The organism is Roseomonas sp. KE2513 (genome assembly GCF_016107305.1).
GTDB lineage: Bacteria > Pseudomonadota > Alphaproteobacteria > Acetobacterales > Acetobacteraceae > Roseomonas.
Genome location: NZ_RCVR01000023.1, coordinates 31,804 through 58,408, shown reverse-complemented (window position 1 = coordinate 58,408; position 26,605 = coordinate 31,804). Strand labels below are relative to the sequence as shown.

Below are 26,605 nucleotides of genomic sequence, written 5' to 3'. Positions count from 1 at the left end.
CGGCAGAAGCGCGCCTGCGCCTTGACCGGCCTGGACGGCACAAGCAGCCTTTCGCACCCGCATTACGAACCAGAAACCAGAGGCCCATGCCGCGCGACGCCATTCTGACCGAGATCCAGGGCTATGCCGACGAGTTGATCGCCATTCGCCGTGACATCCACATGCACCCCGAGACGCGTTTCGAGGAGGTGCGCACGGCGGCCCTGGTGGCGGAGAAGCTGCGCGAATGGGGGCTTGAGGTTACGGAGAAGGTCGGCGTCACCGGTGTTGTCGGCACGCTCAAGGGCAGCCGGCCGGGTCAGCGCGCCATCGGCCTGCGCGCGGACATGGACGCGCTCTTCATCGAGGAGGCGAACACCTTCGCGCACCGCTCCCGGGTCCCCGGCAAGATGCACGCTTGCGGCCATGACGGGCACACGGCCATGCTGCTGGGCGCGGCGAAATACCTGGCCGCCCACCGCGGCTTCGCGGGCACCGTCCAGTTCATCTTCCAGCCCGCCGAGGAGGCGGCGACTGGCGCGAAGGCGATGATCGAGGACGGGCTCTTCGACCGCTTTCCCGTCGATGCCGTCTACGGGCTGCACAACTCGCCCGGCATCCCCGTCGGCGAGTTCGCCACGCGCCCCGGCCCAATCCTGGCCGGCGCGGATTTCTGGGGCGTCACTTTCCGCGGCACCGGCGGCCATGGCGGCGCGGCGCCGCACCTGGCGACGGACGTGACGGTCGCGCTGGGCCACTTCCTCCTGGCCGTGCACACCATCCTGCCGCGTAACCTGCACCCGACCGAACCGGCGGCGGTCAGCGTCGGCCATGTCTCGGGCGGCGCCTTCAACTCGCCCAATGTCATGCCGTCGGAGGTGGTGGTCCGCGGCACCGCCCGCTTCTTCCGACCCGACGCCCAGGCCACCATCCGCCGCCGCCTTGCCGAGCTGGCCGAGACCCTGGCCAGCGCCCATGGCTGCACCGCGGAGGCCATTTACGAGCCGCTCTGCCCTCCGACGGTGAACGCGGCGGAAAAGGTGCCTGTCGCCGTCGCCGCGGCCACCGCCCTGGTTGGCCAAGGAAAGGTTGGCGACATACCCATGAGCACGGGCGGCGAGGACTTCGCCTTCATGCTGGCCGAGAAGCCCGGTGCCTTCATGAGGATAGGGAACGGAAGCAACCCGGACGGTAGCTTCCACAACGTCCACACGCCGCTCTACGATTTCAACGACGAGGCCCTGGCGCTCGGCTCCGCCTATTGGGCGAGCCTCGTGCAACAGGAATTGGCCCTGGACGACGCCTGACCGGGGCGGAATGCCGGCGGGACACCGGCATTCCGTTCCGAGCCGAAATTCAGACGGGCTCCGGCACCAAGCGTCGCTGCCAGAGGGTGGCGCCCGTCAGGTCCTTCAGCAGCACCGTCATCCTGCCGTCCTCACCGGCGATCTGCACCTCGCCGAAGAACTGCGTGCCCTCGCCCGGAGCGGCGTTGTCGGTGCCGGGCGCCTTCTGCCAGATCACTTCCGGCCCGAAGGTGTCGTCCAGCGCGTTCGGTCCGAAACCGCCGGCCCAGAGCGGGCCGCTGACGAACTCGTAGAAGGGCTTGAAGTCGCGAAACTGCGCGCGATCCGGGTGGTAGTGATGGGCCGCCGTGTAGTGCACGTCCGCCGTCAACCAGACCACGTTGCGTACGTCATTGGCCTTGATGGCCGAGAGAAGGCCTGCGATTTCTAGCTCCCGCCCGAGCGCGGGGCCGTTGCCGTTCGCGATCGCCTCGAAGAGCGCGCGCCCTTCCGCGTCCTTGCCGTCCGGCACCTGCAGCCCGATCGGCATGTCGGCCGCGATCACCTTCCACGTCGCGCGCGAGGAGGCCAGGCCGTCGCGCAGCCAGCGAAGCTGGGCGGCGCCGAGGAAGGCCGTCTCCGGCCCCGCCGCCTCCTGCCGGTTCGGGCTGTTCGGCCCGCGGTAGGAGCGCATATCGAGCATGAAGAGGTCGAGATGCGGGCCGTAGGAGACCTTGCGGTACACGCGCTCCGGCTCGTCCGCGTTGATGCGCAGCGGCGCGTAGTCGAGAAAGGCGCGCGTGGCATTCGCGCGAAGCTGCCCGATGTGCTTCTCGCGATAGGCGGCATTGCCCGAGAGGTCCTTCAAGTCCGACCAGTTGTTGGTAACCTCGTGGTCGTCCCACATCCACATCTGCGCGACCTCCGAGTGGAAGGCGCGGACGTTGCGGTCGAGAAGGTTGTAGCGGTGCGCGCCGCGGAACTCCGCGAGCGTCTCGGCCACCTTGCTCTTCTCGGGCGTGGTGATCTGGTTCGAGACCGTGCCGTCGGGGTAGCGGATTTGCGCGGGGATGACGCTGTCGGCGTAGATCGTGTCGCCGCAATGGATGAAGAAGTCCGCGCCGGTCTTGCGCATGGACTCGTAAGTGATCATTCCCCCACGGCTCTCGTCGATGCCCCAGCCCTGGCCGACGGTGTCGCCGGACCAGAGGAACTTCACGTCACGACGCGAGACCGGCACCGTGCGGAAGCGGCCCGCGACGGGCTCGGAGGCCGCGCGGGAGTCGGAGAGATCCTGGAAGCGGACGCGGTAGAATATCTCCTGATCCGGCGGCAGGCCGGATAGGTCGAGCTTGCCCGTGAAGTCCGTCACCTCCGTGACGTGGGGGCCGTTGATGGGCTGGGCATTGCGAAAGCCCTCGTTAGTGGACCACTCGACCAGCATGCGCGCCGGCCGGTCCGCCCGGCTCCAGATCAGCGCGCGGTCAGCCAGGACATCGCCCGCCGCGACGCCCCAGTTCGCTTCAGGCCGGGCGGCGGGCAGGATGGTGGGTGCAGTGCCCTGGCCAAAGGCGAGGCGTGGGGCGGCCAGCAGCGTGCCGGCACCGGCAAGCGCGGCGCGGCGGGTCAGGCGGAAGGTGGCCATCGTGGTGTCTCCAGAAGCGATGGCGGGCCTTTGGCGGTGGACCATTACAATGGGCAGGGCGGTCACATGACAGCAGGATGACATCCCGCATCCCCGGCTACTCCACCGCTCTCGCGACGGGGGAGGTGCCGAGGGCCGGTGAGTTGATCCTCTTCTTCGCGCTTCGCCTTGCACCCTCGACGGGCGAGGCACAGATTATATGACATGGACGCGACAACCGACCGCCGCCGTCGCGGCACCGGAACGAGAGGCCGTGCATGAGCCAGCCAGTCCAGGGGAACCCTCCGGATCGGGTGGTCAGCCTAAGCCGGGTAAGAGACGACAAACTCTGGGCAGTGGTGGCCGCAGTCGGGCGCAAGACGAGGGTAGCTGAAATCTATCCCAGCCGCGCCGCCGCGGATGCCGACCGCAACTGGCGGGAGCAGCAGGTCCGGGCCTATGCCACCTTTCTCCGCAGCTCCAGCATGCCGCTGCCCAACTACTCCGTCTCGCCCATCCGGCGCGCGGACCTGCCGCGGAGCTGGCGGCCGCTGCCGGCGCTCGGCTTCCTCCACGGTCAAGTGATCTGACACGCCTCAGGGCCCCGGGTCACTCCGCCGGCGCGCCCTGGGCAAGCGGCTCGTCGCGATGTGCCCGCCGGCGGCTGAAAAGCGTGCCCAGCCAGGCCATGTAGAGGTAGACCGCGGGCGTCGTGTAGAGCGTGAGCACCTGACTCACCAGCAGCCCGCCCACCATGGCATATCCGAGCGGCTGCCGGATCTCGGAGCCCGTGCCGCTGCCGAGCATCAGCGGCAATCCGCCCAGCAGCGCCGCCATGGTCGTCATCAGGATCGGCCGGAAGCGCAGCAGGCAGGCGTCGCGAATCGCATCACGGCTGCTGCGGCCCTCCCGCTCCGCCTGCATCGCGAAATCTACGAGCAGGATGCCGTTCTTCTTCACGATGCCGATCAGCAGGATGAGCCCGATGAGGGCCACGATGCTAAAATCGAGCCCGGCGACGCGAAGCATGATCAGCGCCCCCAGTCCGGCCGAGGGCAGGGTGGAGAGAATGGTGATCGGGTGAATTAAGCTTTCGTAGAGGATGCCAAGGATGATGTAGATCACCAGCAGCGCCGCCGCGATGAGATAGGGCTCGCTGGCGAGTGATGATTGGAAGGCCTGCGCGCTGCCCTGGAACGCGCCCGTCAGGGATTGCGGCACGCCCATCTCCCGCTGCGCCGCCTCCACCGCCGCCGTAGCATCGCCCAGCGCCGTACCCGGCGGCAGGTTGAAGCTGATGGTCACGGCCGGGAACTGCCCCTGATGCGTCACCGAGAGCGGAGCGACCGGCTCGGTGGACCAGCGGGCGAAGGCCGAGAGCGCCACGGGCTGCCCGGTGAGGGGCGAGCGGATGCGGATCTGGTCGAGCGTCGAGGGGCTGCCCTGCCGCTCCGGCAGAATCTCCATAACGACGTGATAGGCGTTCACCTGGGTGAAGTACTGCGCGACCTGCCGCTGCCCGAAGGCGTCGTTCAACGTGTCGTCGATGAGTTGAGCCTGGATACCGTAGCGCGCGGCCTCGTCGCGGTCGATGGTGAAGCTGACGGTGGTGCCACCCTCCTGCCGGTCGGTCGCGACGTCGCGCAGCTGCGGAAGCTGGCGCATGCGCTCGAAGATTTTCGGCGCCCAGGTGTTCAGCTCATCGAGGTTCGCATCCTGCAGCGTGTACTGGTACTGCGTGGAGGTCGGGCGACCGCCAATATTGATGTCCTGCGCCGCTTGAAGGAGGGTCACCGTACCCTCCAGCCGCGCGAGCTGCGGCCGCAGCCGCCCGATCACCTCCCCTGCGGAAGCCTGCCGCTCTTCCCGCGGCTTGAGAGTGATGAACAGCCGCGCCTGGTTCCCCGTCAGCCCGCCAGAGGCGCCGATCGAGACGCCGGTGGACTGGATGTCCGGATCATGAATGAGGACGTCCGCCGCGGCCCGCGTGCGCCGCGACATCTCCTCGTAGGACACATCTGCGCCCGCCTGCACGGTCCCGATCAGCAGCCCCGTATCCTGCTGCGGGAAGAAACCCTTGGGGATGGAGACGAAGAGCCAGGCGGTCGCGGCCAGTGTCGCGAGGAAGACGAGGAAGGTGGTGCGCTGCCACCGGAGGGCGATGTCCAGCGTGTGCCGGTAGCCGGCCGCCAGCGCGTCGAATCCGTGCTCCACGATGTGGTAGAGCCGCCCGTGCTCCGTCGCCTTCTCACCCTTGACCACGCGTGCCGCCAGCATCGGCGTGAGGGTGAGGGAAACGAAGGCCGAGACCACGACGGTCAGGCTGATGGTGACGGCGAACTCCCGGAACAGCCGGCCCACGATCCCCGACATCAGAAAAAGCGGGATGAAGACGGCAATTAGCGAGATGCTGATCGAGATGATGGTGAATCCGATCTCTCCAGCGCCGTCCATGGCGGCGCGCATGGACGACTTGCCCATCTCGATGTGGCGGATGATGTTCTCCAACATGACGATGGCGTCGTCCACGACGAAGCCTACTGCGATCGACAGCGCCATGAGCGAGAGGTTGTCGAGGCTGTAGCCGAGCACGTACATCGCGCCGAGCGTCGCCGTGAGGGAGAGCGGCACCGTCACCGCCGGGATTACCGTCGCCCAGAGATTGCGCAGGAAGACGAAGATCACCGCCACCACGAGGCAGATGGTGAGCAGGAGGGTGCACTGTACGTCCTTGACCGAGGCGCGGATGGTCAGCGTGCGGTCCTGCAGCACGGAGACGTTGATGCCTTGCGGCAGGGCGGCGCGGAGGCCGGGCATCTCGCGATTGATGGAATCTACCGTCTCGATCACGTTCGCACCGGGCTGCTTGAACACCACGAGCAGGATGGCGGGCTTGCCGTTGGCCCAGGCGTGCAGCCGCACGTTTTCCGGCCCGTCCACGGCGCGGCCCACATCCCGCACGCGCACCGGCGCGCCGTCGTGGAAGGCGACGATCGCGTCGTTCCAGGGCGCGGCCTGGGTGAGTTGGTCGTTGGCGTTGATGGTGAAGGCGCGCTGTGGCCCGTCCACCACGCCCTTCGGGCTTTGCGTCGAGAGGTTGACGATGGCGCTGCGCAAGTCCTCGAGCGAGAGGCCGAGGGAGGCGACCTTCTCCGGGTCGAGCTGAATGCGCACCGCCGGCTTCTGCTGACCGTTGATTGCCACCTGGGCAACGCCCGGCAACTGGCTGAGGTGCTGGGCGAGGATGTTCTCCGCCTGGTCGTCCACCTCCGTCAGCGGCATCGTGTCGGACTGGACCGCGATCACCATGATCGGCGCGTCCGCCGGGTTCACCTTGCGGTAGGTCGGCGGCGCCGGCAGCGTGCGCGGCAACTGGCCCCCGGCGGCGTTGATGGCCGTCTGGATGTCCTGCGCCGCCGCGTCGATATTGCGGGAAAGGTCGAACTGGACGGTAATCGAGGACACGCCGTAGGTGCTGATTGAGCTGAGCAGCGAGACGCCCGGGATCTGCGCGAACTGGCGCTCCAGCGGCGCGGTCACCGTCGCCGCCGTCGTCTCGGGGCTCGCGCCCGGCTGCTGCGTCGTCACCTGGATGGTCGGGAAGTCAACCTGCGGCAGCGGCGCCACCGGCAGCAGCGGATAGGCCACAACGCCCGCGAAGAGCAGGGCCACCATCAGCAGGATGGTAGCGACAGGACGGCGTATGAAGGGAGAGGAGATCGACACCTTGTCTCAGCTCCCGGTCCGGGCCACGCGGGTGCCGGGCGCAAGCCGCGACTGCCCGGTGGCGACGATGCTCGGATTCCCTTCGGGCGCGGCGGCAAGCACGGCGCGGCCGTCATCGTAGCGCGCGACCTCCACGGGCTGCGCCTTCACGGTCTGATCCTGCTGCACAACATAGACAAAGCTGCCCTCCGGCCCGCGCTGGATGGCGGAAGCGGGTAGGGTGGGCACGCCCTTCTCCACCCGCAGCATGAGCTGCGCGGTGACGAATTGGCCGGGCCAGAGCACCGCATCGTTGTTGTCGAAAACGGCCTTCAGCTTCACGGAGCCGGTGGCCTGGTCGATCTGGTTGTCCACCAGCTCGAGCCGGCCCTCCGCCAGCGGGTGCGGCCGGTCGCGCTCTACCGCGCGCACCACCAGCGCGTTGCCGCGCATGGCCTCACGGATTTCAGGCAGGCGCGCGGCCGGCAGGGTAAAGACAACAGCGATCGGCTTGATCTGCGTCAGCACGACGATCCCCCCGGGATCGGCGGCGTGCACGATGTTCCCCTGGTCCACGAGGCGGATGCCGGTTACGCCCTCGATCGGAGAGGCGATGGTGGTGTAGCCGAGCTGCGTCTCCGCGCTATCGATCTGCGCCTGATCCACGGCGACCTGAGCCTGGAACTGCGCGACCTGCGCGCGCGTGGTGTCCACCTGCTGCCTTGGGGCAAAGTTGCTCTGCGCAAGCTCGGAGTAGCGCCGTAAGTTGAGTTGCGCGTTGTCGAGCTGCGCCTGATCCGTCGCCTTTCGCGCCACCGCCTGGTCCAGCGCGGCTTGATAGGGGCGCGGATCGATGCGGGCGAGCACGTCGCCCACATGCACAGCCTGTCCCTCCTTGAAGAGGACGCTTTCGAGGGCGCCGTCCACGCGGGCACGCACCGTGACGGTGTTATAGGCCTGCACGCTGCCGAGTCCTTCCAGCACCACCGGCACGTCCGCCGGCATTACCTTCGTCACCTGCACCGGCACGCCGGGCGGCGCGGGGGCCGGGCCCTGTGCCTGGGCAGGCTCCCGACTGTCGATCAGCAGAAAGGCGCTGCCACCCAGGGCGAGTGCCAGCAAGAGGAGTGCAGTCAGCAGCTTACCGTCGCGCCCGCGCGGAGAATCCGGCATGTTCTGTGTCTCCCGCCGAAGGCCGCGGACCGCCACGCTGCGGGAAGGCGTGGGCGAGAGGGGCAGCGGCCGGCTGCTGGTGAGAACAGCGTGGGCGCGGCGGGGTTGGCGGCCGGCCGGGTGAAATCCCGGCCACGTGGCTAGGGGCCGCAGAACACCGCGGCGCAACCGCACCGTTGTTCCCGCCCGGCCGTCCCTCAACGTCCGGAGACGCGAAAGGTAGCCGCCCTGTTACAAACCGGCCGGGAGGGAAATCCTGCTCGCGCCGACTGTCAGCGCTGGCCGTGCCGAGCGCTGTCGAACAGGTCCTTGTACTCGCGCGGCTGGGAGCGCCAGTACTGCTTCGGGGCGCTCACCGTGGCGCCGAGCCGCGCCGCCGCATGCCAGGGCCAGCGCGGATCGTAGAGCATGGCGCGCGCGAGCGAGACCGCGTCTGCATCGCCCTGCGCGATGATGCTCTCCGCCTGCTCGGGCTCGGTGATCAGCCCCACCGCCATGGTGGGCAGCCCGACCGCTTCCTTCACCTGTCGGGCGAAGGGCACCTGATAGCCCGGCCCCAGGGTGATGGCCTGCCGCGGCGAAACCCCGCCGGTGGTGACGTGGATCGCGGCGCAGCCCCGCGCCTTCAGCGCCTGGGAAAGAGCGATGGTGCCCTCGACGTCCCAGCCGCCCGACACCCAGTCCGTCGCGGAGATGCGCATCCAGACCGGCCGCTCCGCCGGGAAGGCAGCGCGCACGGCCTCGAAGACCTCGATCGGAAAGCGCATCCGGTTCTCGAGGCTGCCGCCGTACTCGTCCGTCCGCTCGTTCGCGAGCGGGGAGAGGAACTGGTGCAGCAGGTAGCCATGCGCCCCGTGGATCTCGATTCCCTCGAGCCCCAGCCTCGCCGCGCGCTCGGCCGCGCGCACGAAATCACCGCGTACGCGGTCAAGGCCCGCGCGGTCGAGCGCGACCGGCACGTCCTCCTCCGGGGAATGCGGCAGGGCCGAGGGAGCCTCCGTCTTCCAGCCGCCCGGCGCATCGGGCGGGATCTGGGCGCCGCCCTCCCACGGGGCACGGCTGGAGGCCTTTCGGCCAGCATGGCTGAGCTGTACCGCGACGGGCATGGAGGAATTGGCGCGCAGGGCCCGCAGCACCCGCCCCAGCGCCTCCTCGTCCGCGTCGGAGTAGAGGCCGAGATCGGCCGGCGAGATGCGGCCTTCCGGCGAGACAGCCGTGGCCTCCAGGATCATCAGGCCCGCGCCCGACAGGGCGAGATGGCCGAGATGAATCATGTGCCAGTCGCCGGCCATGCCCTCCTGTGCCGAGTACTGGCACATCGGCGCGATGACGATCCGGTTCGCCAGACGGAGGCCGCCAAGCTGCAGGGGTTCGAAGAGGCGGCTCATCCGGTGGTCCTTATCCTCGGCGGGGCGTTCCTGCCGCGAGCAGAGATCACCCGAGCCGGTCGCCGTCGGCAAGCACCACGCCGGTCGCGGACGGCGTCCTGCCTGTTCACCTGCCGACGTTAAGCGTCGGCAGATGTCGTGTCGGCTTTCGCACCCTGGAGGTACTCAGCCCTCCGAAGGCCCCGTGCCAGCGCCCGCGTGGCGAGCGCCCTCAGGCCGGCAGGAAGTCAGGCACCGAGAGGTAGCGCTCCCCCGTGTCGTAGTTGAAGCCGAGCACGCGCGCACCCTGCGGCAAGTCCGGCAGCTTCTGCGCGATGGCCGCAAGCGTCGCGCCGGAGGAGATGCCGACCAGCAGCCCCTCCTCGCGTGCCGAGCGGCGGGCATATTCCTTCGCGTCGTCGGCGGAAACCTGGATGACCCCGTCGAGCAACGCGACATGCAGGTTGGCCGGCACGAAACCCGCGCCGATCCCCTGGATGGGGTGCGGCGAGGGCGCCCCGCCCGAGATCACCGGGGAGGCCGCGGGCTCCACCGCGAAGACCTTCAGCCCCGGCCACTCCTTCTTCAGCACCTGGGCGCATCCTGTGATGTGCCCGCCCGTGCCGACGCTGGTGATCAGCACGTCGATGCCCTCCGGGAAGTCGGCCAGGATCTCCCTTGCGGTGGTGCGGACATGGATGTCGATGTTCGCGGGGTTCTCGAACTGCTGCGGCATCCAGGCGCCGGGGGTTGCCGCCACCAGTTCCTCCGCGCGCGCGATGGCGCCCTTCATGCCCTTCTCGCGAGGCGTCAGGTCGAAGGTGGCGCCATAAGCCTGCATCAGCCGGCGTCGCTCCACCGACATGCTTTCGGGCATGACGAGGACGAGGGTGTAGCCCTTCACCGCCGCGGCCATGGCCAGACCCACGCCCGTGTTGCCGGAAGTCGGCTCGATGATGGTGCCGCCGGGGCGGAGGGTGCCGTTCGCCTCCGCAGCCTCGATCATCGCGATGCCGATACGGTCCTTGATCGAGCCGCCAGGATTCGCGCGCTCGGACTTGATCCAGACCTCGGCCGAGGGGAAGAGCCGGCCGAGCCGGATGTGCGGCGTGCCGCCGATGGTCTCGAGAACGCTCTGGGCCTTCATTTCGGAAACTCCTGCTCGGGCGGAGGGGGGCACGGCCCGTCGCGTCGCGCAAGCCCGGTGCCTAACCGCGCACGATACCGGCGTCCCGCAGCCGCGCGAGTTCCTCCGTGCCGATCAGCGGGGCGAGGATTTCCTCGTTGTGCTCGCCCAGCTTCGGCGCCGGGCGGGCGAGGATCCCCGGCGTTGCCGACAGGCGCGGCACTTCGCCGTGCATGGGCAGCCAGCCGCTGGGCATGCTCTCGTCCGGCACTTCCACCAGCGACTCGCGCTCGGCCACGAAGGCATCGTCCAACAGCCCGGCCGCGTCCTTGATCGGCCCGATAGTAACGCCGGCCGTGTCGAAATGCGCGAGGTTCTCAGCCGTGGTCCGCTCCGCAACGAAGCCCGCGACGATGCTGTCCAGTACCTCCCAGTTGCGGAGGCGATCGGGGTTGGTGCGGAAGCGCGGATCCTCGATCAGCTCAGGACGACCGATCGAGCGGAACAGCTTCTCCGTCATCCCCTGAGTGGAGGAGGAGAGGCAGACCCAGCCTCCATCCTTCGTGCGATAGGCGTTGCGCGGCGCGGTGTTGGTGGAACGGCTGCCCGTGCGCTGCTTGAGCTTCCCGGTGATGGCGTAGTTAGCCGTCTGCGGCTCCAGCACCGCCAGCATCGGGTCGAATAGGGAGAGGTCGATCACCTGACCTTGGCCGGTCGCCTCCGCGTGCCGGAGGGCGATCAACGCGGCAGCGGAACCGTAGAGGCCGGCATAGGCATCGCCCATGAACATCGGCGGCAGCACCGGCTCGCGATCCGCGAAGCCGTTGATGGAAGCGAAACCGGAGTAGCCCTCCACCAGCGTCCCGAAGCCCGGCTTGTGGCGGAAGGGCCCCGTCTGCCCCCAACCCGAGACGCGCACGATCACGAGGGAGGGATTGGCTTGCAGCAGCGCTGCCGGCTCCAGGCGCATCGCCTCCAGCACGCCCGGCCGGAAGCTCTCGACGAGCATGCTCGCGCCTTCGGCCAAACGACGGACGAGCGCCTGCGCCTCGGCGTGACGAAGGTCGAGGCAGAGGCTCCGCTTGTTGCGGCACCAGGTCTTCCAGGAGGTCTCGATCCCCTGAACCTTCCAGGCGCGCAGCGAATCCCCTTCCGGGGGCTCCACCTTCACCACCTCGGCTCCGTGGTCGGCGAGGACCTTTGTCAGCAGGTTGCCCGCGACGAGGCGCGAAAGGTCGATCACGCGAACGCCGTCCAGCGCCCCGCGCGCGCTGGGATCGAAGTCGCGGCGGTGCAGGGGCGTGGGGCTCATGCTTCCGCCGTGCCCAGCCGCTCGGCCAGCGCCACCAGCGCCCGCGCGCTCTCGATAAAGGGGGCATCCACCATCTGGCCCTCCACCAGGAAGGCGCCGGTGCCGCCCGCGAGCCGCTCCCCTGCCGCCTCCAGCACGCGCCTTGCCCGGGCGACCTCGGCGGGGGAGGGCGCGAAGGCGGCGTTCACGATCGGCACCTGGCTCGGGTGGATGCAAGATTTCCCGGCGAAGCCGAGCCGCCGCGCGGCCTCGGCTTCCGCACGGCAGCGCTCCGGCGCGTCCACAGCCGCGAGGGAGCCGTCGAAGCAGGGGATGCCCGCCGCAGCCGCGGCGAACCGCACGACGAGCCGCACATGGTTGAGCGCCGCCTCGCTGTCCCGCGCGATTCCCGCGGGCTCGAAGAGGTCACCGTAGCCGATCTGCAGACCGACGACGCGCGGATGTGCCGCCGCGATCTCCGCCACCGCGAGCAGGCCGCGCGGTGTCTCGATATTGGCGAGCAGGCCAACCGTTCCGCCGGCCCCCGTCGTCTGCTCGGCCGCTTCGAGCGCCGCGACGGCGGCTTGGATGTCGGCGGCCGATTCCGCCATGGGAAGGTTGACGACGTCGAGGCCAGGCCCGGTGATGGCGCGGAGATCGGCCTCGAAGAGCGACGTCGCAAGGCCGTTCACGCGCACGATCATGACCTTTCCCGGCGCTCCGTCCGCGCGCGGCGGTAGGGACCGCAAGAAGGCCGCAACGGCGCCCCGCGCCTCCTCCTTCCGCCCCGGCGCCACGGCGTCCTCGAGGTCGAGGGAGAGTGCATCCGCTGCCGTGGCCACCGCCTTCCCGAACAATTCCGGCCGGCTGCCCGGCACGAAGAGCTTCGAGCGCATGAGGGCGAGGGACGGCATTTTCATCCCTCCGGTCTAGGCCCGGTGCCCGAACTTGTCGACAATCCGCCCCGACGACGAGGAAGGGGTGGCGCATGGCCGGATTTACGATCGAGCGGGGCGACCCGGCGCGCCGCCAGCGCGTCGCCGGCTGGCTGGACGGGCTCGACAGCGTGTCGGCCGAGACGCGCGAGGCGATCATCACCGCCTGGGTCTCCGCCTGGGCATCCAGCTCCTTCGAGACGCTGGAGGAGATGCCATACTCCCTTATCGCTCCCTCCTACCGCCTCATGGACCATGTGAACGAGGTGACGCGCGCGGGCATCGACCTCTCACGACGCGCCGCGCGCGACTGGGGGAGGGAGACGGACGCGGAGGTGATGATCCCGATCCTCGTCCTCCACGACATCGACAAGCCGCTGCTGATGGTGCGGGAAGGGGGCGCCGTCCGAGCCTCCACCCTCGCGGCCGAGCTGCCGCACGGGGTGCCCGGGGCGATGATGCTGCGCGACCTCGGCTTTCCATCGAAAGTGGTCAACACGGTGGCGACCCACGCGACGAACGCGCCCTTTCACGGCTCGACCACCGAGGCCTGGCTGCTGCACTATGCCGACCTGTTCGCGACCGACCACGCGTTGATGAGCACCGGGGGCAAGCCCTTCTACCAGCGCCACTGGGCCTGACCTGCTGCCAGGGGCAACCACCCCTCGCCGGGCCGCGTTTCCCTCCTGCCCACGCGACTCCGGGCAGTAGGAGAGTGACGATGGACAAGGATCGGATTTCCGGCGCGGTGGACAAGGCCAAGGGCGCCATCAAGGACGCCGTCGGCTCCGCTACGGGCGATACGAAGACGCAGGCCGAGGGTAAGGTCGACAAGGCGAAGGGCACCGGCGAGAACGCGATGGGCGGTGCCAAGGACGCGCTGCGCGACGCCACCGACAAGCACTGACGGACTTGAGCAGTGTGGCGGCGCTGCGGGCTTCCCGCGGCGCCGCCATGCGCATCAGCATTCAGTCCTGCATATCGGTCGGCGCCCCGCGCCGCCAGTCGCCCGAGGGGTGTCGCCCGCGCAGCACCAGCCGGTCCGCCACCGCGCCGGCCGCGAAGGCGTAGATTCCCTTATGAAGCAGGTCGATGACCTGTTCCTCCGCCGGCCAGGTCCAGGGCGGCGCGCCGACCCCCGTAGCATTCTCCAGCGTCTGGTCGTTCAGCAGGCGCAGGTTGAGGAAGAGAAAGGACCCGACCGGTCCACGGAAGCCAGAGCGCGACATGAGCGCCCGCGCGATGCCGAGCAGGATCCCCTGGCCCCAGTGCATGGCCCAGTTCAGCCCCAGCCGCTCCCGGTCGGGCCGCTGAGGTAAACCGAGAAGACGTTCCAGCGTATGGGCGGGCACGTAGGAGTTGGGCCGCCCCGTGACGGCTTGCTCGATCTTCTCCGCCACGGTCATCGCCGCGACACCGGCGAGGCCGGACAGGAGGCCCGCCAGGACCACGCCGCCGACGCTCGTTGCCCCAGTCTCCTGCAGGTATGTGGCCGCACCCTCCCGCTCTCTCCGCATGCCCTGTCTTCCCGAATATGATCTTCCGTCCAACAGAACTTCGGGAAGACGGCGGCGGTTGCAGGGCGGCGACTAAGCCGACGCCGAGGGTTCCGGAACCGCTGCCGCCGCCTCGCCGGCCTGGGCAACGTTCATCGCCATCAGCCCCGCCGACAGCCGGGCGAGCCAGCGGGCCGCGCGTAGGCGCACCTCGGACTGGCCTGCCGCGCCCTCCGGCAGGGTGCAACCAGCCAGGGTGATGGCAGTGCCGAGAATCCGTGCCTCCAACGCCGCGATCAGCGCCTCGGCCGAGGCGTCGCGTCCGAACTCCGTGTCAATGGCGTCCCCGGCGCGGTCGATCTCGGCCTCCACCCGCGCATCCTCCGCCGCGATGGAGAGGATCTCGGCCGGCGGGTCCGGCTCCTCGCCCGAGAGATGCGCCATGAGCCCCATAGCCGCGACCAGGGTGTGGATCGCCCCGCCATCTCCCCCACGGGAGGCGAAGGCGCCGTAGGCCACGGCGAGCGCCGCCTCGCCCAGCACCTCTCGCGTGTCGTCACTCAACGCCTCGATGGCGGGGGAGGGGTTGGCCGCGCCATCGGTCGTGCCCTGGCCGGCGGCATCCACCGGCGGAAAGCCGCCCTCGCCAAAGGCGCGGGTGATGGTCGCAAGGGCGTCGAACAACCGCTGCTCCGATACTGTGGTCATGGCGCTCTCCTTGCTGAGCCGGCAGAACGTGGCGGCGCGCCCGTCGTTCACCCGGCGCGACGCGAATCCTGTGCCGGGCGAATGGCCGGGGTGAGGGACAGCAGCCGCGGCGCCGAAAGCGCCAGCCCGCCGCACCGGTTGAACCCGGCGCGGCGTATGGGAGGAAGGCCCTTAGCCCTGCCCGGCGAGAGCGGGATGCAGGCAGGAGCCCTGCCGCGACAGCACCTCGGACCAGCCGCGGATGAGCTTCTGGTAGGCGCGCCCGGCGGCCCGCGGACGGCGGTCGAGGTCGTAGAGCCCGCGCGGATTCACCTTGCCTCGCTGCTGGCGGAGCGCCACGTCCCAGTCCACTTGGTCCGTCAGCGAGTACCAGGTGAAACCAAGGATCGGCACGCCGTCCTGCCGTAGCCGCATCACGCCGGCCCACTGCTTCCACAGCCAGCGCTCGGCCTCGTCGCCGTTCGGCCCCTCGTCGCAATTCGTCTCGGTGTGCATCACCGGCAGGCGGTAGCGGTCGTGATAGAGGCGCGTGACGGGACCGTAGCCGAAGACCTCGCCCGCCCAGCGGCTGCTGCCCTCCCCGGTGATGAGGTGCTCGTTGGTCGCGTACCAGTCGTTGCCCATGATGCAGTGGCGGCGCAGATCCTGCGTCATGAAGAAGCGGTACTCGTCCCGCGTCATGCCGTTGTCGAGGAGGAACTCGTACATGGCGCTGCACACGCGCTGGCCATAGTTCAGGTCGAGCGTGAGGAAGCGTTCGCCGTTCCGGAATTCGGCATGGGCGAGGGCCGCTGGGCATTCGGGATGGAAGTGCTCGGTCGATTCGGACTGCACGAAGAGCGCGTCCGGCCGCACCTCCAAGATCTTGTGCATGGCGAGCACGTTGGCGCGCACGACATTCTTGATGGCCGTGACGTAGGAGCGGTCGTCCATCGCCTGCTCGTTCCACCAGCCATACTTGGCAGAGAAGACGGCCGTGATGAACATCTCGTTCACGGGGGTGTAGAGCTGCACCCAGGGGAAGCGCCGCGCGAAAGCGCCCGCATAGTCCGCGAAGAGTTCCGGGAAATCGGTGTTCTGGAAATCACCGATCCAGTCCGGCACGCCGAAATGGCAGAGATCGACGATTGGCACCGTGCCCTGCAGGCGGAGCGCGTCGAAGGCCTCCTCGGCGAAGCTGAAGTCGTAACGGCCGGGCGCCACGAAGCAGCGGTGCAGCTGTGGACCATAACGGAGATAGCCGCAGCCCGTCTCCCGGACGAGGGCGAAGTCCTCCCGCCAGCGGTCGTAGTGGCCGCACTCAGCCAGCTGGTCGCGGCGGATGCGCCCCCCGTCGATTGTAGGCGCGCTGTTCTCGATGCCAGTCGCGAACATGAAGCCCGGACGGGCAGCGGGCGCGGCGGCGGCAAAACGTGCGGCAGCGGCTTCGTTGAAGTCCAGCATGACCTGACCCTTGTCTCGGGAGGCCCCCCGCCTCCTCTCACAGGGACGTTATCGACAGATCACGTTTTGTTGAAGCCTTTTCTCGCGTCCTGGCAGCTTGTTCTGCGGGTGTGGTTCCCATTCCACCCCCCCGCTTGAACCGACTATCCATTTCCTGGTGCCGAGCGGGAGGGGGGCACCTGCAACGCCACGTCAAAACCGAGGCCTGTGACAAAGCGGTTCCAGGCTGCCGCTTCCAGCGCGCCGCCGGAGGCTTGGGGATGCCCGTTGCCGTACTGCACGGGATCGGCCCCTTCCGGCCGGTGATCGGCGAAGAAGCGAATGAGGTCCGTGCCCGACCCGGCGCGGGCTGCGAAGTGCACCCAGCCCGGCCGGTAGCCTGTATTGGCGGCGATCACGACCTTGCCCTTCAGCCGCCCCTTCCATTGCTGGGCGATGAGCGGGTGGATCTGGCAGGCGGAGTGCAGCGGGATAATCGCCACCTCTCCCTGGATGCGCGGCGCCGCGCGTCGGCCCTCCGCCAAGGCGGCCTGCACCTCGGCCCTGGCGGCCAGCAGCGCGGCCGTCTCGGGGTGCTCGCCCGACAGCACCTCCTTGGGGCCGCCGGCCTTCATCAGCAGGGCGAGCGCAGGGCCCGCATCGCCCGCGCTCGCCCGCCGCGGCGCGTTGATGAGGGAGACGGCGTTTCTCAGGGCCGTAATCCCCCAGCGCTCCCGCGCCGCCGCCAGCTCGGCGAACCCCGCACCCTCCTCCATATCGCCGATGATGCCGACCGCTGCGAGCCAGAGAAGGTCGTCCGCCTCCGTGATCCCCGCCGCGCACCACCAGGCAAGAAGCGAGGTGGTGGGCGTGGGGTGCAGCCCGTGCCCACTGATGAGCACCGCCTCCTCGGGCACGCCCGTCGGGACATGGTGGTCGATCAGCACCGTCGGCACGCCGGGCCGCGGCGGTTCCGCCCGGGTGCCGAGGTCGGCGACGATGAGCCCGCCCATCCCGCGCCCGTGAAGCTCCGCCGCCATCGCCGGGGACCAGACATTTTCCCCGCGCCCAAGCACCCGCACCTCCGTCGCGCGGCCGATGCGCGTGAGGGCACCGAGGAGAATCGCAGTGGAGGAGAGCCCGTCCGCGTCGTGGTGGCCGAGGACGAGGATCGGCTTCGACGCATCGAAGGCGGCAAGGGCGGCGCGGAACTCCGCCTGCCGGGCCGCGACCCAGGCGGCGTCCGGTGACCCCGCTGCGCTCGCATCCATGAGAAGCTCCCCGTTCCACCGGGTCAGGAACCCGCGGGGCCGAGGAAGGTTGGGGTGGTGTCGCCGCTCAGGGGCTGGCGGACTGGCCGCCGGGGCTCGCCTCCGGGCCGGTGCCGTTCGTGGGCACCGCACGCTGCGGCGCACCTTGACGCTCACGCGCGAGCTGCCCGCCCAGCTCCGACAGCTCCCGCCGCTGCTGCTCCAGCCGGGCCTGCGCCTCGGCGACCTGACCGGTCAGCTCCTGGCGGCGTTGTTCAAGGCTCCGCACCTCGTTCCGCAGGTTCTGCGCCTGGTCGCGAAGCTGGGACTGCTCCTGCCGCGCGCCATCAGCGGTGACGGAGATCTGCTGGACCTGCGCCTCCATGCTGCGCATCCGGCCGCCGGCTTCGTCCGCGGCGCGGTTCACGCCGGCCAGGCGTCCCTCAGCCTCCCGCAGCGCCGCCTGCCGCGTGGCCAGCTCAGCCGTTACCGCGTCGGCCTGGGCACGCGCGGCTTGCAGGCGGCGCTCCTCGGCGGTCGTGCCCTCGCGCAACTCGGCGAGGTGGCGCTCGGCCGCGGCGACCTGCGTGCGAAGCTCGGCGCTGCGTGCCTCCAGCCCACGAAGCGTGTTCGCCGCCTCGTGCCGCGCGGTGGAGATGCGCGTCAGCTCGGCCTGCGCCTGGGTCACGGCGGCCTGCCGCTCGTTCACGCTGCCCTCCGCGCTGGCGAGGGCCGTGCGAAGGTCGTTCAGCCGCCGCTCCGCCGCGCCGGTGGAGTCCGTCAGCCCGGCCGCCCGTGTCTCCAGCGTGCGGACCCGTCCCGTGGCCTCGTCAGCCGCTTGGTTCGTGCGCGCGAGCCGTGTATCGGCCTCGGCAATGGAGGCGCGCCGCGCCGTGAGGTCGCGCTCCGCGGCCGCCGTGTCGTTGCGGAGCGCGGCGAGCCGGCTCTCGGTCTCGGTGGTCGCCCGCTGCCGCTCCGCGAGGGAGCGCTGCGCCTCCTCGATCGAGGTCCGCAGCGCGGCGAGCCGCCCGTTCTCGGCCACGCCCTGCTGGCGCAGGTCGGCGAGGCGGCGCTCCTCCGCGGCGGCGGCCTCGCGCAGCCCGGCGAGACGGCGCTCCTCCGCCGTCGCGCGCTCGTTCAGCGCGGCCAGGCGCCCGTCCTGCGCGGTGGACTGCTCTCGCAGGCCCGCGAGGCGGCGCTCGGCGGCGGAAACCTGCTCCTGCAAGCCGGCGAGATTGCGCTCGGTCTCGGCGATGGTGCCGCGTCGATCCTCAGTGACCTGCTGAAGCTGCCCGGCGTCGTTCTGTAGCCCGGCAAGGCGGCGCTCCTCCGTCGAAAGCCGCTCCCGCAGGGCGCGGGCCTGCTGCTCGGCCGCGCCACGCGAGCGCTGGGAGGTGGCGAGCGCGGCGCGCGCCTGCGCCAGCCTTCCCTCGAGCACCGCCAGATCGCCGGCGGCACGCCGCTCGGCGGCGAGGGTCGATTCGAGCTCGCCAACCCGCTGTTGCAACGCGGAGCCGCGCGCCTGGGAGGCCTGAAGGGAGCTCTCCATCGACGCGATGCGCGAGTTCGGCTGGATCGAGACCCCGCATCCTGCCAGCGGCGCAATCAGCACTGGCACCATGGCCAGGACGGCCGGCCGCGACCAGAGCGGGACATTCACCATCGGACCAAACCCCCTTGTGCCGCGCCGGATTGCGACCTGTCCGGGCCGCCGCGTCAAGCACCCGCTGCCGGCGCAGGATGCCGGATTCCGCCGAAAGTTTACCTCTTGGCGCCGGGCCGCGGCTCAAATCCGCGTCAGTTCGCGGTCATCGGGTGGACGGCCGCGTCTTAGGGCCCGGGGGACCGCCCCAACTGCCACTGGCGCTGCACCTCCGCGTGCACCGCTTCGGACGTCACTCCAGGGCGCACGATGACCTCCGCGCCGTTCAGCCGGAAGCGGTGCGCCACTCCGTCGCGGTTAGCCTTCTCGATGCAGCGGTGGATGACGTGGGGCAGATAGTCGGTCTCGCTCGTCGTGTAGTCCTTGATCGCCTGTGCCAAGGCTGCCTCCCCTTCGTTGTTGGGTGAGCCTAGGCAGGAGTGGGCGCGAGGTCACGCGGCTTTCGTGTTCCTATTGCATGACCCCGCTTTGAGGCCTCAGTCAGCGGGCGCGGTCGCTCGGGGGAGGGCGCTGGGACCGCGAGCGCCCGCGTGCGTGGAGGAGGCCCGCCACCAGCAAGTCGGTTAGGGTGACGCCAAACCGTGCCAGATCGCCACGGCTTTGCCGCGCATAGGGCCGAGCGACGCGGGATCGATGTTCACGGGCTTGGCCCGGCCGCGATCACCTGGGGCATGGACCGCCGCTCCGTTTGCAGAAGAACCCGAAGAAATATGTCTAGGTGGCTGCCTTGTCGCCTCAGCCCGGCCCCGCGCGGCACCCGGCTGTGCCGCCCCGCTCCAACGCGCGCGCGACGCGCAAGGCGAGGTCTTCCCGCCATGGCGCGGCAATCACCTGAACGCCAAGCGGCAGCCCGCCGTCGAGCCAGACGGGTACGGCGCAGACGGGCAGGCCTATGAAGGAGATCGGCTGCGTGAAGACGCCGATATTCGGGCGCAGCGGCAGGGTGGCGCCGTCCATCACGATCGTCGCCTGCCCGATCGCTGGCGCTCGGCAGGGCGTGGAAGGGGCAAGAAGGATGTCAACCTTGTCAAACAGCTCCAGCACCTTCTCGCGGTGCCATCGCCGGAAGCGCTGCGCGTGCTGCACCCAGGCGGCCGGGATGGCGGCGCCCGCGATCAGCCGGTCGCGCGTCGCAGGGTCGAAATCTGCCGGCCGTTCCCGCAGCCGGTCGAGGTGCAGGGCCGCTCCCTCGGCCGCCGTGATGACATAGGCGGCAGCGCGGGCACGCGCGGCCTCCGGCAGCTCCACCCGGGCTTCCACCCCGAGCGCGGCGGCCACCCGAGCGAGCGCCGCGAAGCAATCCGGATCGCCGCTGCGCGCAAAATGCCCGCCGAGAACGGCGATGCGCAAGCCGCCCGTGCCGCCCTCGATCATGCCCGACACCGGCTCGGGAGGACGTGGCGCCTGGGCGGGATCGTCGGGATCCGCGCCCTGCATCGCATCGTAGGAGAGCGCGAGATCGGCCACGGAGCGGCCGAGCGGCCCGAGATGGTCGAAGGAACCGACAAAGGGAAAGCTGCCGGCCCGGCTGAGGCGCCCATAAGTCGGCTTCAGCCCGAACAAGCCGCAAAAGGACGAGGGCACGCGAATGGAGCCGTTCGTGTCGGATCCCAACGCCAGCGGCACCATTCCCGACGCCACCGCGCCGCCCGATCCGCCAGAGGAGCCGCCCGTCATGCGCAAGGGGTCGTGCGGGTTTCGCGAGGCGCCGTCATGCGCGTTCTCGCCGGTGAAGTCATAAGCGTACTCGCCCATGTTCAGCCCGCCGAGAAGTACGGCGCCCGCCGCCTCCATCCGCCGCACCAGCGCCCCGTCCCGCGAGGCTGGCGCGCGCTCACGGTTGATGAGGGAGCCGGCGCGCGTCGGCAGGCCCTCGATGTCGAAGAGGTTCTTCACGGCGAAGGGAACGCCCGCGAGTGGGCCTAGCGCCTCGCCAGCGGCGCGGCTTGCGTCCACGCGCTCCGCCGTGGCAAGCGCCCGCTCCGCCAGCACGTCGGTGAAGGCGTTCAGGCACGGGTTCAGCGCGGCGATGCGCGACAGCGCCGCCTCCGTCACAGCGCGGGCCGTGACCTCGCCCGCCGAGACGGCGGCGGCGATCGAAGCGGCCGTCGCGCCCGGCCCCGTCACCTCGCTCATGCCGTGAACACCGGCGCGGGCTCCGCCTCGTCCTCCAGCCGGAAGGAGAGGACCATGCGCGCACTATTCCCGATGGCCCGCAGGTTCGCCAGCACCTCGCCGCGCCAGGCGGGGTCGAGGGGGATGCCGTTCAAGGCCGTGGCCGCGTCGATAAAGGCGAGCAGCGTCGCGTCATCCGGCAGGGCAGGGAAGGGATCGGCGGACAAGGGCGTTCCTCAGGCGGGAGGGTGGGGAATGGCGGCGAGAAGCTCGCGCGTGTAGTCCGCAGCCGGGTTCTCCAGCACCGTCTCGACCGGCCCTTCCTCCACGATGCGGCCGGCCCGCATGACGATCACGCGGTCGCAGAGCAGCCGCACGACGTTGAGGTCGTGACTGACAAAAAGGTAGCTCATCCCGAGCCGCAGCTTCAGCTCGTGCAGCAGGTTCAGGACCACCGCCTGTACGGATACATCGAGCGCGGCGGTTGGCTCGTCGAGCACCACGAGGTCAGGGTTGAGCGCGATGGCCCGTGCAATGCCCACGCGCGCCTTCTGCCCGCCCGAGAGCTGGTGTGGAAAACGGTCGAGCAGCGGGAGCGGCAGCCCTACAAGGGTTGCCAGTTCCTCGACCCGTGCCGCCAGCGCTGACCCACGCAAGGTGCCCAGCCGCCGGATCGGGTCGGAGATGGCGCGCGCAGCGGTGTGGCGCGGGTTGAGGCTGTCCGTCGGGTCCTGGAAAACCATCTGGATGCGCCGGCGCAGCGGAGAGGCGGCGAAGCGCTGCGCGGGTATGGCGCCGATGTCCTCGCCGTCGAAGGTGATGTGCCCGGCGGTGGAGTCGAGCAGCCGCATCACCATCATCGAGGTCGTGGACTTACCGCAGCCGGACTCACCCACCAGCCCGACGCTCTCCCCGCGCCGCACCTCGAAGCCGATGCCATTCACCGCGCGGAACGGCGCCTGGGACGCTGCGTGACCCGTAAGCCGTGCCATGAACCCGGCGCCGCCCTCCCGCCGGTACTCCTTCACCAGCCCCTCCACCTTAAGCAGGGGCGCCCCGGTGGGCGGCGCGGCGGGGAAAGGCGCCGCGCCCTCCGGCAGCAGGTCGCGCAGCCCGGCGCCGGGACGGGGCGTCGCGCGCATCAGCCGCCGCGTGTAGGGGTGCGAGGGCGCGCGGAAGATCGCCCCGGCGGCAGCGGTCTCCACCACCCGGCCCTTCTCCATCACGACCACGCGGTCGCAATAGCTGGCAGCGAGGCCGAGGTCGTGCGTGATCAGCAGCGTGGACATGCCGCGCTTCCGCGTCAGCTCCGTCACCAGTTCCATCACTGACTTCTGCGTCGTGACATCGAGCCCTGTCGTAGGCTCGTCGGCGATCAGCAGCTGCGGTCGGCAGGCCAGGGCCAGGGCGATGACGATGCGCTGGCACATCCCGCCCGAGAGCTGAAAGGGGTAGGCGTGGTAGCGCTCTTCGGGCCTGGCGATCCGCACGGCTTCGAGCACCGCAATGGCGCGTGCCTTCGCGTCCGTCCGCGTGGCTTGCCCGTGCTGGAGCAGCACATCCTCTATCTGCCGGCCCACCTGGCGGATCGGGTTGAGCGCCGCGCGCGGGTTCTGGAAGATCATCGAGATCTCCCGCCCCCGCAGGTCGCGCATCTCCACCTCGGGCAGGCTCTGCAGCGCCATGCCGGAGAAAGTGACGCTGCCGCCCGTGATGCGCCCTGCGCGGTCAAGAATGCGCATCACCGCGTAGGAGGTGACGGACTTGCCCGAACCGGACTCCCCAACCACTGCTAGCGTCTCGCCCTTGGCAATGGAGAGGTCCACCCGCTCCACCGCGCACACCGTGCCGCGGCGGGTGGCGAATTCCACCGTCAGCTCCCGCACGTCGAGGAGAGGAGAGGCGCTCATGTACGCCTCTGCGGATCGACGATGTCGCGCAGCCCGTCGCCGAGAAGGTTGAAGCAGAACACCGCCAGCATGAGCGCGAGGCCGGGGAAGAGCGCCACCCACCACTCGCCCGAGACGATGAAGCTCGCCCCCTCCGCCACCATGATCCCCCATTCCGGCGTCGGCGGGCGAACGCCGAGGCCGATGAAGGAGAGCCCGGCCGCGTTCAGGATGGCGTATCCCATGGTGAGCGACATCTGCACCGCCATGATCGGCAGGATGTTCGGCAGGATGGTTGAGAGAAGGATGCGAAGCTCGCCGTTTCCCGTCAGCCGCGCGGCCTGCACGTAGCCGGCGTTGCGCCGCACCAGCGCCTCCGCGCGCGCGATGCGTGCATAGAGCGGGAAGTTCACGACGGCCGTGGCGATGACGATGTTCGTCACGGTATTGCCGAGCGCCGCCACAACGCCCATCGCGAGCACGAAGAGGGGGAAGGCCATGATCGTGTCCGCCAGGCGTCCGACGATCCGGTCCGTCCATCCGCCGAAGAAGCCCGCCGCAACGCCCGCCAGGCCGCCAACGGCGAAGACGAGGGCAACGGAGAAGAAGGCGATCCCGAGGTCGAGCCGACAGGCCACAACCACCCGGCTGAGGATGTCCCGCCCGAGCTGGTCCGTGCCGAAAAGATGCTGCGCGGAAGGTGGCTGGAGCGTGCGCAGCGAGTTGCTCACCTGTGGGTCGTAGGGAACGAGCGAGGGGCCGAAAGCCGCGCAGGCGATGAGGAAGAGAAGGAGCAGAAAGGAGAAGGCGGTGACAGGATTGCCCGCCAGCACGTACCGCGCATGCCGGAACAGGTTGCCGGCGGCGGATGGCCTCGCCAGGGCTGCGGCCTCGGCCGTCACGGGAAGGTCGGACATCACCCCTCCTTCGCCCGCGGGTCGATCAGGCCGTAGAGGAGGTCGATCGCGAGGTTCAGCGCGATGTAGAGGACCGCCATGGTCAGCACGAAGCCTTGCACCGGCGCGTAATCCGAGGCGATCAGCGCTTCCACCGCGTAGGAGCCGATGCCCGGCCAGGCGAAGACCTTCTCCACTAGTACGTTGGCGCCGAGTAGGAAGGAGAAGACCATCCCCAGCGTCGTCACCACAGGCAGCATGGCGTTGCGAAAGGCGTAGGTAATCACCACCGTCCGCCCTTCGAGCCCGCTGGCCCTGGCGGTGCGGATAAAGTCAGAATCCAGGGCCGCGAGCATCGAGGCGCGGGTAATGCGCGCGAGCGGCGCGAGCGCGAAGAGCGCGAGGGTGAGTGCCGGCAGCGCGAGCTGCGAGAGCGCGGCGAGGAACGTTTCGCTGTCTCCCGCGATCAGGCTGTCGATGAGGAAGAAGTTCGTCACCACCGGCGGCGGGCTGGCGAAGGCATCCAGCCGGCCGAGCGGGGAGGGCGCCCAGCCGAGGATGAAGTAGAACACGTAGACCGCGAGCAGCCCCGTGAAGAAGACCGGCAGCGAAACCCCGGCCGTGGTCAGCACGCGGCAGAGATGGTCCACCCATGATCCCTGCCGCAGTGCAGCCAGGATGCCGAGCGGCAGCGCGACGAGCACCGCGAGCAGCAGCCCACAAAGCGTTAGCTCGGCCGAGGCCGGCAGGCGCGTCGTGATCTCGTGCAGGACCGGCTGCCCGGTGCCGAGCGAACTGCCTAGATCGCCGCGCGCGAGGTCGGAGATGTAGCGCCCGAACTGCACCGGCAGCGGCTGGTCCAGTCCGAGCTGCGCCCGGATCTGCGCAATGGCTTCGGCGGAGGCCACCGGCCCGGCGAAGTAGGTGGCGGTGTCGCCCGGCAACACGCGCGTCAGCAGGAAGGTGACGACCACCACCCCGATCAGGCTCGGCACCGCCGTGCCGAGCCGCGAGAGGACAACGCGCAGCACGAGGTCCTCAACCCTTGGTTAGGAAGCGGAAGTCGGGCTCGCGGCAGGGCCAGAACTGGTAGCCGCCGATGGAGCGCTGCATCGCCACGTCGTGCAGCGGCTGTGCGATCGGGATCATCGGCACCTCCCGCTCTGCCATCCCGATGAAGCCGCGCACGGCGCCCGCGTAGCTGTCCGCATCGCCGGCGAAGCGTGCGGCGTCGATCAGCTTGTCCATCGCCGGATTCTGGTAGGAGGCGATGTTGAAGATCGAGTTGTTGCCGTGATAGTTCCAGAAGAAGAAGTAGTCCGGCCAGTCCAGCCAGCCGCCGAAGCGGTTGATCACCATGGGGGCCGTCTTCTTGTTCAGCTCGCCGCGGAAATTGGCGCCGGGGATCTTGTTCAGCTCCACATTGATGCCGATCGGCGCCAGTGATTCCTTGATCAGCACCGCCATCGGCTCCGCGATGGTGCCCGATCCCGCGTCGAACAGCAGCGTGGTGGCTACCCCGCCGGGTGCCGCCTGCTGCACCAGTTCGCGCGCCTTCCCGACATTGGTGTTGTAGGGGAAGGGCTGCGGCCAAGCGGTCGTTGGCCCGCCCGTCGCCCCCCACATCGGCACCCCGCGTCCGAACAGGGACGCCTGCATGATTGCCTCGTAGGGTAGCGCCCAGGCGACGGCCTGGCGCAGCCGGACGTCGGTGAAGGGGCCCGTCGCCGCGTTCAGCGACACGTACCAGATGGCGTTCGGAACGGGCACGCCCACCACCCTCACGCGGCGCGCCTCGGCCAAGTCCTTGAAGTCCTTCGGCGGCAGTCCGTAGGAGATGTCGGCATCCCCCCGCTCGATCAGCGCGCGCCGCGTGGAGGGGGAGGGGATGTCGCGCGCGATGACGCGGCGGAGCGAGGGCAGCGGCCCTGACTTCCAGTCGTCGTTGCGGACATAGATGGTCTCGGTGCCCGGCCGCCAGGTCTCCACCTTGAAGGCACCGGAGCCGGCGACGTTGTTTTTCAGCCACTCCTTTGCCCAGGGGTCGCCCCCCGAGTTCCGGGTCGCCAACTCGCTGTCGAAGACGAAGGGGATGGTGACGCCGAGATTCGGCAGCGTGAGCTTGTCCTTGCGCAGGTAGTCGATGCGAAAGGTGCGGTCGTCCACCGCCACGAACTGCTCGGGCTTCTCGAGGCTGCCCGCGTTCATTTGCGTCGTTGCGAAGCCGCCGATCGAGACGGCGCGGTCGAGGGACCACTTCACGTCCTTCGCCGTGACGGGGCGGCCGGAGTGGAAGCGGGCCTCCCGCAGGCGGAAGGTGCAGCTCATGCCGTCGCTCGCCTCCTGCCAGCTCTCGGCCAACTCAGGCTCCAAAGAGGTGATGTCGAAGGTGCTGCCGTTCCCCTCGCCGGGCAGTGGCACGCGCTTGTAGCGCACCAGCCGGTCATAGCAGTTGAGCGCGACGCCGTTCACCGGCTGCGAGGAGCCCAGGCCCTGCATGTCGAGGCTGTTGGGCCCGTATTCCTGCACCAGCAGCAAGGTCTCGGCACGGCTCGCCGCCGTCTGGGCCGCAGCGGGGCGCAGCGCGGGGGCTGCCAGTGCCGCGGAGGCGGAGGCAAGCAGGGTTCGGCGGCGCATGGATCATCCTCCGGTCGGGGTACGGGGCGGTCCGCACCGTTCC

24 protein-coding genes are annotated in these 26,605 nt (G+C 69.6%); 5 read left to right on the top strand and 19 right to left on the bottom strand.

Annotated elements, in window-relative coordinates; genetic code table 11:
• Positions 1–86: 86 nt before the first annotated feature.
• A complete protein-coding gene (locus D9599_RS20450) occupies positions 87–1,286 on the top strand; it encodes a M20 aminoacylase family protein (protein ID WP_198383148.1) in 1,200 nt (399 codons plus the stop codon).
• Positions 1,287–1,335: 49 nt separating this feature from the next.
• Here the strand turns inward: D9599_RS20450 and D9599_RS20445 are convergent, their stop codons facing one another.
• The gene (locus D9599_RS20445) at positions 1,336–2,910 is read right to left on the bottom strand and encodes an alkaline phosphatase (protein WP_198383147.1); all 1,575 of its coding nucleotides are present in this window, start codon (positions 2,908–2,910) and stop codon (positions 1,336–1,338) included.
• 77 nt (positions 2,911–2,987) lie between these two features.
• On the opposite strand from D9599_RS20445, the gene D9599_RS31985 reads away from it, so the two are divergent.
• Positions 2,988–3,113, top strand: coding sequence for a hypothetical protein (locus tag D9599_RS31985; RefSeq protein ID WP_255531618.1), 126 nt, complete (start codon positions 2,988–2,990; stop codon positions 3,111–3,113).
• Positions 3,114–3,167: 54 nt separating this feature from the next.
• A complete protein-coding gene (locus D9599_RS20440; protein WP_198383146.1) occupies positions 3,168–3,479 on the top strand; it encodes a hypothetical protein in 312 nt (103 codons plus the stop codon).
• A 19-nt stretch (positions 3,480–3,498) separates the two neighbouring features.
• Here the strand turns inward: D9599_RS20440 and D9599_RS20435 are convergent, their stop codons facing one another.
• The 6 genes from D9599_RS20435 to D9599_RS20410 all read right to left on the bottom strand — a co-directional run bounded on the left by D9599_RS20435 (position 3,499) and on the right by D9599_RS20410 (position 12,465).
• Positions 3,499–6,615 (bottom strand): efflux RND transporter permease subunit, encoded by a 3,117-nt coding sequence (locus tag D9599_RS20435; RefSeq protein WP_198383145.1) that lies wholly within the window; start codon positions 6,613–6,615, stop codon positions 3,499–3,501.
• A 6-nt stretch (positions 6,616–6,621) separates the two neighbouring features.
• Positions 6,622–7,767, bottom strand: a complete 1,146-nt coding sequence (locus D9599_RS20430; protein WP_198383144.1) for an efflux RND transporter periplasmic adaptor subunit — start codon at positions 7,765–7,767, stop codon at positions 6,622–6,624.
• Between the two features lie 272 nt (positions 7,768–8,039).
• Positions 8,040–9,155 (bottom strand): NADH:flavin oxidoreductase/NADH oxidase, encoded by a 1,116-nt coding sequence (locus tag D9599_RS20425; RefSeq protein ID WP_198383143.1) that lies wholly within the window; start codon positions 9,153–9,155, stop codon positions 8,040–8,042.
• A 211-nt stretch (positions 9,156–9,366) separates the two neighbouring features.
• Complete coding sequence (gene cysK, locus D9599_RS20420) at positions 9,367–10,281, bottom strand: cysteine synthase A (RefSeq protein WP_198383142.1); 915 nt, start codon at positions 10,279–10,281, stop codon at positions 9,367–9,369.
• Between the two features lie 61 nt (positions 10,282–10,342).
• Complete coding sequence (locus D9599_RS20415; protein ID WP_198383141.1) at positions 10,343–11,572, bottom strand: CaiB/BaiF CoA-transferase family protein; 1,230 nt, start codon at positions 11,570–11,572, stop codon at positions 10,343–10,345.
• A complete protein-coding gene (locus D9599_RS20410; RefSeq protein WP_198383140.1) occupies positions 11,569–12,465 on the bottom strand; it encodes a CoA ester lyase in 897 nt (298 codons plus the stop codon). The genes D9599_RS20415 and D9599_RS20410 overlap by 4 nt, the downstream gene beginning before the upstream one ends.
• A 74-nt stretch (positions 12,466–12,539) precedes the next feature.
• Between D9599_RS20410 and D9599_RS20405 the strand changes: the two genes are divergently transcribed.
• Together D9599_RS20405 and D9599_RS20400 are read left to right on the top strand one after the other, a co-directional pair.
• Complete coding sequence (locus tag D9599_RS20405; RefSeq protein WP_198383139.1) at positions 12,540–13,127, top strand: HDIG domain-containing metalloprotein; 588 nt, start codon at positions 12,540–12,542, stop codon at positions 13,125–13,127.
• An 80-nt stretch (positions 13,128–13,207) separates the two neighbouring features.
• Complete coding sequence (locus D9599_RS20400) at positions 13,208–13,393, top strand: CsbD family protein (RefSeq protein ID WP_043833770.1); 186 nt, start codon at positions 13,208–13,210, stop codon at positions 13,391–13,393.
• Between the two features lie 61 nt (positions 13,394–13,454).
• On the opposite strand, the gene D9599_RS20395 is transcribed toward D9599_RS20400, so the two are convergent.
• The 12 genes from D9599_RS20395 to D9599_RS20340 form a co-directional block, all read right to left on the bottom strand.
• A complete protein-coding gene (locus D9599_RS20395; protein WP_198383138.1) occupies positions 13,455–14,003 on the bottom strand; it encodes a hypothetical protein in 549 nt (182 codons plus the stop codon).
• Positions 14,004–14,075: 72 nt separating this feature from the next.
• Positions 14,076–14,690 carry a hypothetical protein gene (locus tag D9599_RS20390; RefSeq protein WP_198383137.1) on the bottom strand — a complete coding sequence of 205 codons (615 nt, stop codon included), beginning with the start codon at positions 14,688–14,690 and terminating at the stop codon, positions 14,076–14,078.
• Between the two features lie 171 nt (positions 14,691–14,861).
• Positions 14,862–16,133, bottom strand: a complete 1,272-nt coding sequence (locus D9599_RS20385) for a family 1 glycosylhydrolase (RefSeq protein ID WP_198383136.1) — start codon at positions 16,131–16,133, stop codon at positions 14,862–14,864.
• A 143-nt stretch (positions 16,134–16,276) separates the two neighbouring features.
• The gene (locus D9599_RS20380) at positions 16,277–17,383 is read right to left on the bottom strand and encodes a DHH family phosphoesterase (protein ID WP_198383135.1); all 1,107 of its coding nucleotides are present in this window, start codon (positions 17,381–17,383) and stop codon (positions 16,277–16,279) included.
• Positions 17,384–17,450: 67 nt separating this feature from the next.
• A complete protein-coding gene (locus D9599_RS20375; protein WP_198383134.1) occupies positions 17,451–19,025 on the bottom strand; it encodes a hypothetical protein in 1,575 nt (524 codons plus the stop codon).
• Positions 19,026–19,192: 167 nt separating this feature from the next.
• Positions 19,193–19,405: a hypothetical protein gene (locus D9599_RS20370; RefSeq protein WP_198383133.1), complete on the bottom strand. Its 213-nt coding sequence runs from the start codon at positions 19,403–19,405 to the stop codon at positions 19,193–19,195.
• Positions 19,406–19,760: 355 nt separating this feature from the next.
• Positions 19,761–21,161: an AtzE family amidohydrolase gene (locus tag D9599_RS20365; protein ID WP_198383132.1), complete on the bottom strand. Its 1,401-nt coding sequence runs from the start codon at positions 21,159–21,161 to the stop codon at positions 19,761–19,763.
• Entirely contained in the window at positions 21,158–21,367 is a 210-nt protein-coding gene (locus D9599_RS20360) for a DUF4089 domain-containing protein (RefSeq protein ID WP_198383131.1), read from the bottom strand. Before D9599_RS20360 ends, D9599_RS20365 begins: the two co-directional genes overlap by 4 nt.
• Positions 21,368–21,376: 9 nt before the next feature.
• Positions 21,377–23,050, bottom strand: coding sequence for an ABC transporter ATP-binding protein (locus D9599_RS20355; RefSeq protein WP_198383130.1), 1,674 nt, complete (start codon positions 23,048–23,050; stop codon positions 21,377–21,379).
• On the bottom strand, positions 23,047–23,946 hold the full coding sequence (locus D9599_RS20350; protein ID WP_198383129.1) for an ABC transporter permease: 900 nt from the start codon (positions 23,944–23,946) through the stop codon (positions 23,047–23,049). The genes D9599_RS20355 and D9599_RS20350 overlap by 4 nt, the downstream gene beginning before the upstream one ends.
• Complete coding sequence (locus tag D9599_RS20345; protein ID WP_198383128.1) at positions 23,946–24,956, bottom strand: ABC transporter permease; 1,011 nt, start codon at positions 24,954–24,956, stop codon at positions 23,946–23,948. Before D9599_RS20345 ends, D9599_RS20350 begins: the two co-directional genes overlap by 1 nt.
• Before the next feature lie 7 nt (positions 24,957–24,963).
• Positions 24,964–26,562: an ABC transporter substrate-binding protein gene (locus D9599_RS20340; protein ID WP_198383127.1), complete on the bottom strand. Its 1,599-nt coding sequence runs from the start codon at positions 26,560–26,562 to the stop codon at positions 24,964–24,966.
• Positions 26,563–26,605 lie beyond the last annotated feature (43 nt).

What these genes read in the sequence shown, in the direction of transcription:
- D9599_RS20450 (WP_198383148.1), top strand. Translation starts at nt 87, where the DNA reads ATGCCGCGCGACGCCATTCTGACCGAGATCCAGGGCTATGCCGACGAG.
- D9599_RS20445 (WP_198383147.1), bottom strand. Translation starts at nt 2,910, where the DNA reads ATGGCCACCTTCCGCCTGACCCGCCGCGCCGCGCTTGCCGGTGCCGGC.
- D9599_RS31985 (WP_255531618.1), top strand. Translation starts at nt 2,988, where the DNA reads ATGACATCCCGCATCCCCGGCTACTCCACCGCTCTCGCGACGGGGGAG.
- D9599_RS20440 (WP_198383146.1), top strand. Translation starts at nt 3,168, where the DNA reads ATGAGCCAGCCAGTCCAGGGGAACCCTCCGGATCGGGTGGTCAGCCTA.
- D9599_RS20430 (WP_198383144.1), bottom strand. Translation starts at nt 7,767, where the DNA reads ATGCCGGATTCTCCGCGCGGGCGCGACGGTAAGCTGCTGACTGCACTC.
- D9599_RS20425 (WP_198383143.1), bottom strand. Translation starts at nt 9,155, where the DNA reads ATGAGCCGCCTCTTCGAACCCCTGCAGCTTGGCGGCCTCCGTCTGGCG.
- cysK (WP_198383142.1), bottom strand. Translation starts at nt 10,281, where the DNA reads ATGAAGGCCCAGAGCGTTCTCGAGACCATCGGCGGCACGCCGCACATC.
- D9599_RS20415 (WP_198383141.1), bottom strand. Translation starts at nt 11,572, where the DNA reads ATGAGCCCCACGCCCCTGCACCGCCGCGACTTCGATCCCAGCGCGCGC.
- D9599_RS20410 (WP_198383140.1), bottom strand. Translation starts at nt 12,465, where the DNA reads ATGCCGTCCCTCGCCCTCATGCGCTCGAAGCTCTTCGTGCCGGGCAGC.
- D9599_RS20405 (WP_198383139.1), top strand. Translation starts at nt 12,540, where the DNA reads ATGGCCGGATTTACGATCGAGCGGGGCGACCCGGCGCGCCGCCAGCGC.
- D9599_RS20400 (WP_043833770.1), top strand. Translation starts at nt 13,208, where the DNA reads ATGGACAAGGATCGGATTTCCGGCGCGGTGGACAAGGCCAAGGGCGCC.
- D9599_RS20395 (WP_198383138.1), bottom strand. Translation starts at nt 14,003, where the DNA reads ATGCGGAGAGAGCGGGAGGGTGCGGCCACATACCTGCAGGAGACTGGG.
- D9599_RS20390 (WP_198383137.1), bottom strand. Translation starts at nt 14,690, where the DNA reads ATGACCACAGTATCGGAGCAGCGGTTGTTCGACGCCCTTGCGACCATC.
- D9599_RS20385 (WP_198383136.1), bottom strand. Translation starts at nt 16,133, where the DNA reads ATGCTGGACTTCAACGAAGCCGCTGCCGCACGTTTTGCCGCCGCCGCG.
- D9599_RS20380 (WP_198383135.1), bottom strand. Translation starts at nt 17,383, where the DNA reads ATGGATGCGAGCGCAGCGGGGTCACCGGACGCCGCCTGGGTCGCGGCC.
- D9599_RS20375 (WP_198383134.1), bottom strand. Translation starts at nt 19,025, where the DNA reads ATGGTGAATGTCCCGCTCTGGTCGCGGCCGGCCGTCCTGGCCATGGTG.
- D9599_RS20365 (WP_198383132.1), bottom strand. Translation starts at nt 21,161, where the DNA reads ATGAGCGAGGTGACGGGGCCGGGCGCGACGGCCGCTTCGATCGCCGCC.
- D9599_RS20355 (WP_198383130.1), bottom strand. Translation starts at nt 23,050, where the DNA reads ATGAGCGCCTCTCCTCTCCTCGACGTGCGGGAGCTGACGGTGGAATTC.
- D9599_RS20350 (WP_198383129.1), bottom strand. Translation starts at nt 23,946, where the DNA reads ATGTCCGACCTTCCCGTGACGGCCGAGGCCGCAGCCCTGGCGAGGCCA.
- D9599_RS20340 (WP_198383127.1), bottom strand. Translation starts at nt 26,562, where the DNA reads ATGCGCCGCCGAACCCTGCTTGCCTCCGCCTCCGCGGCACTGGCAGCC.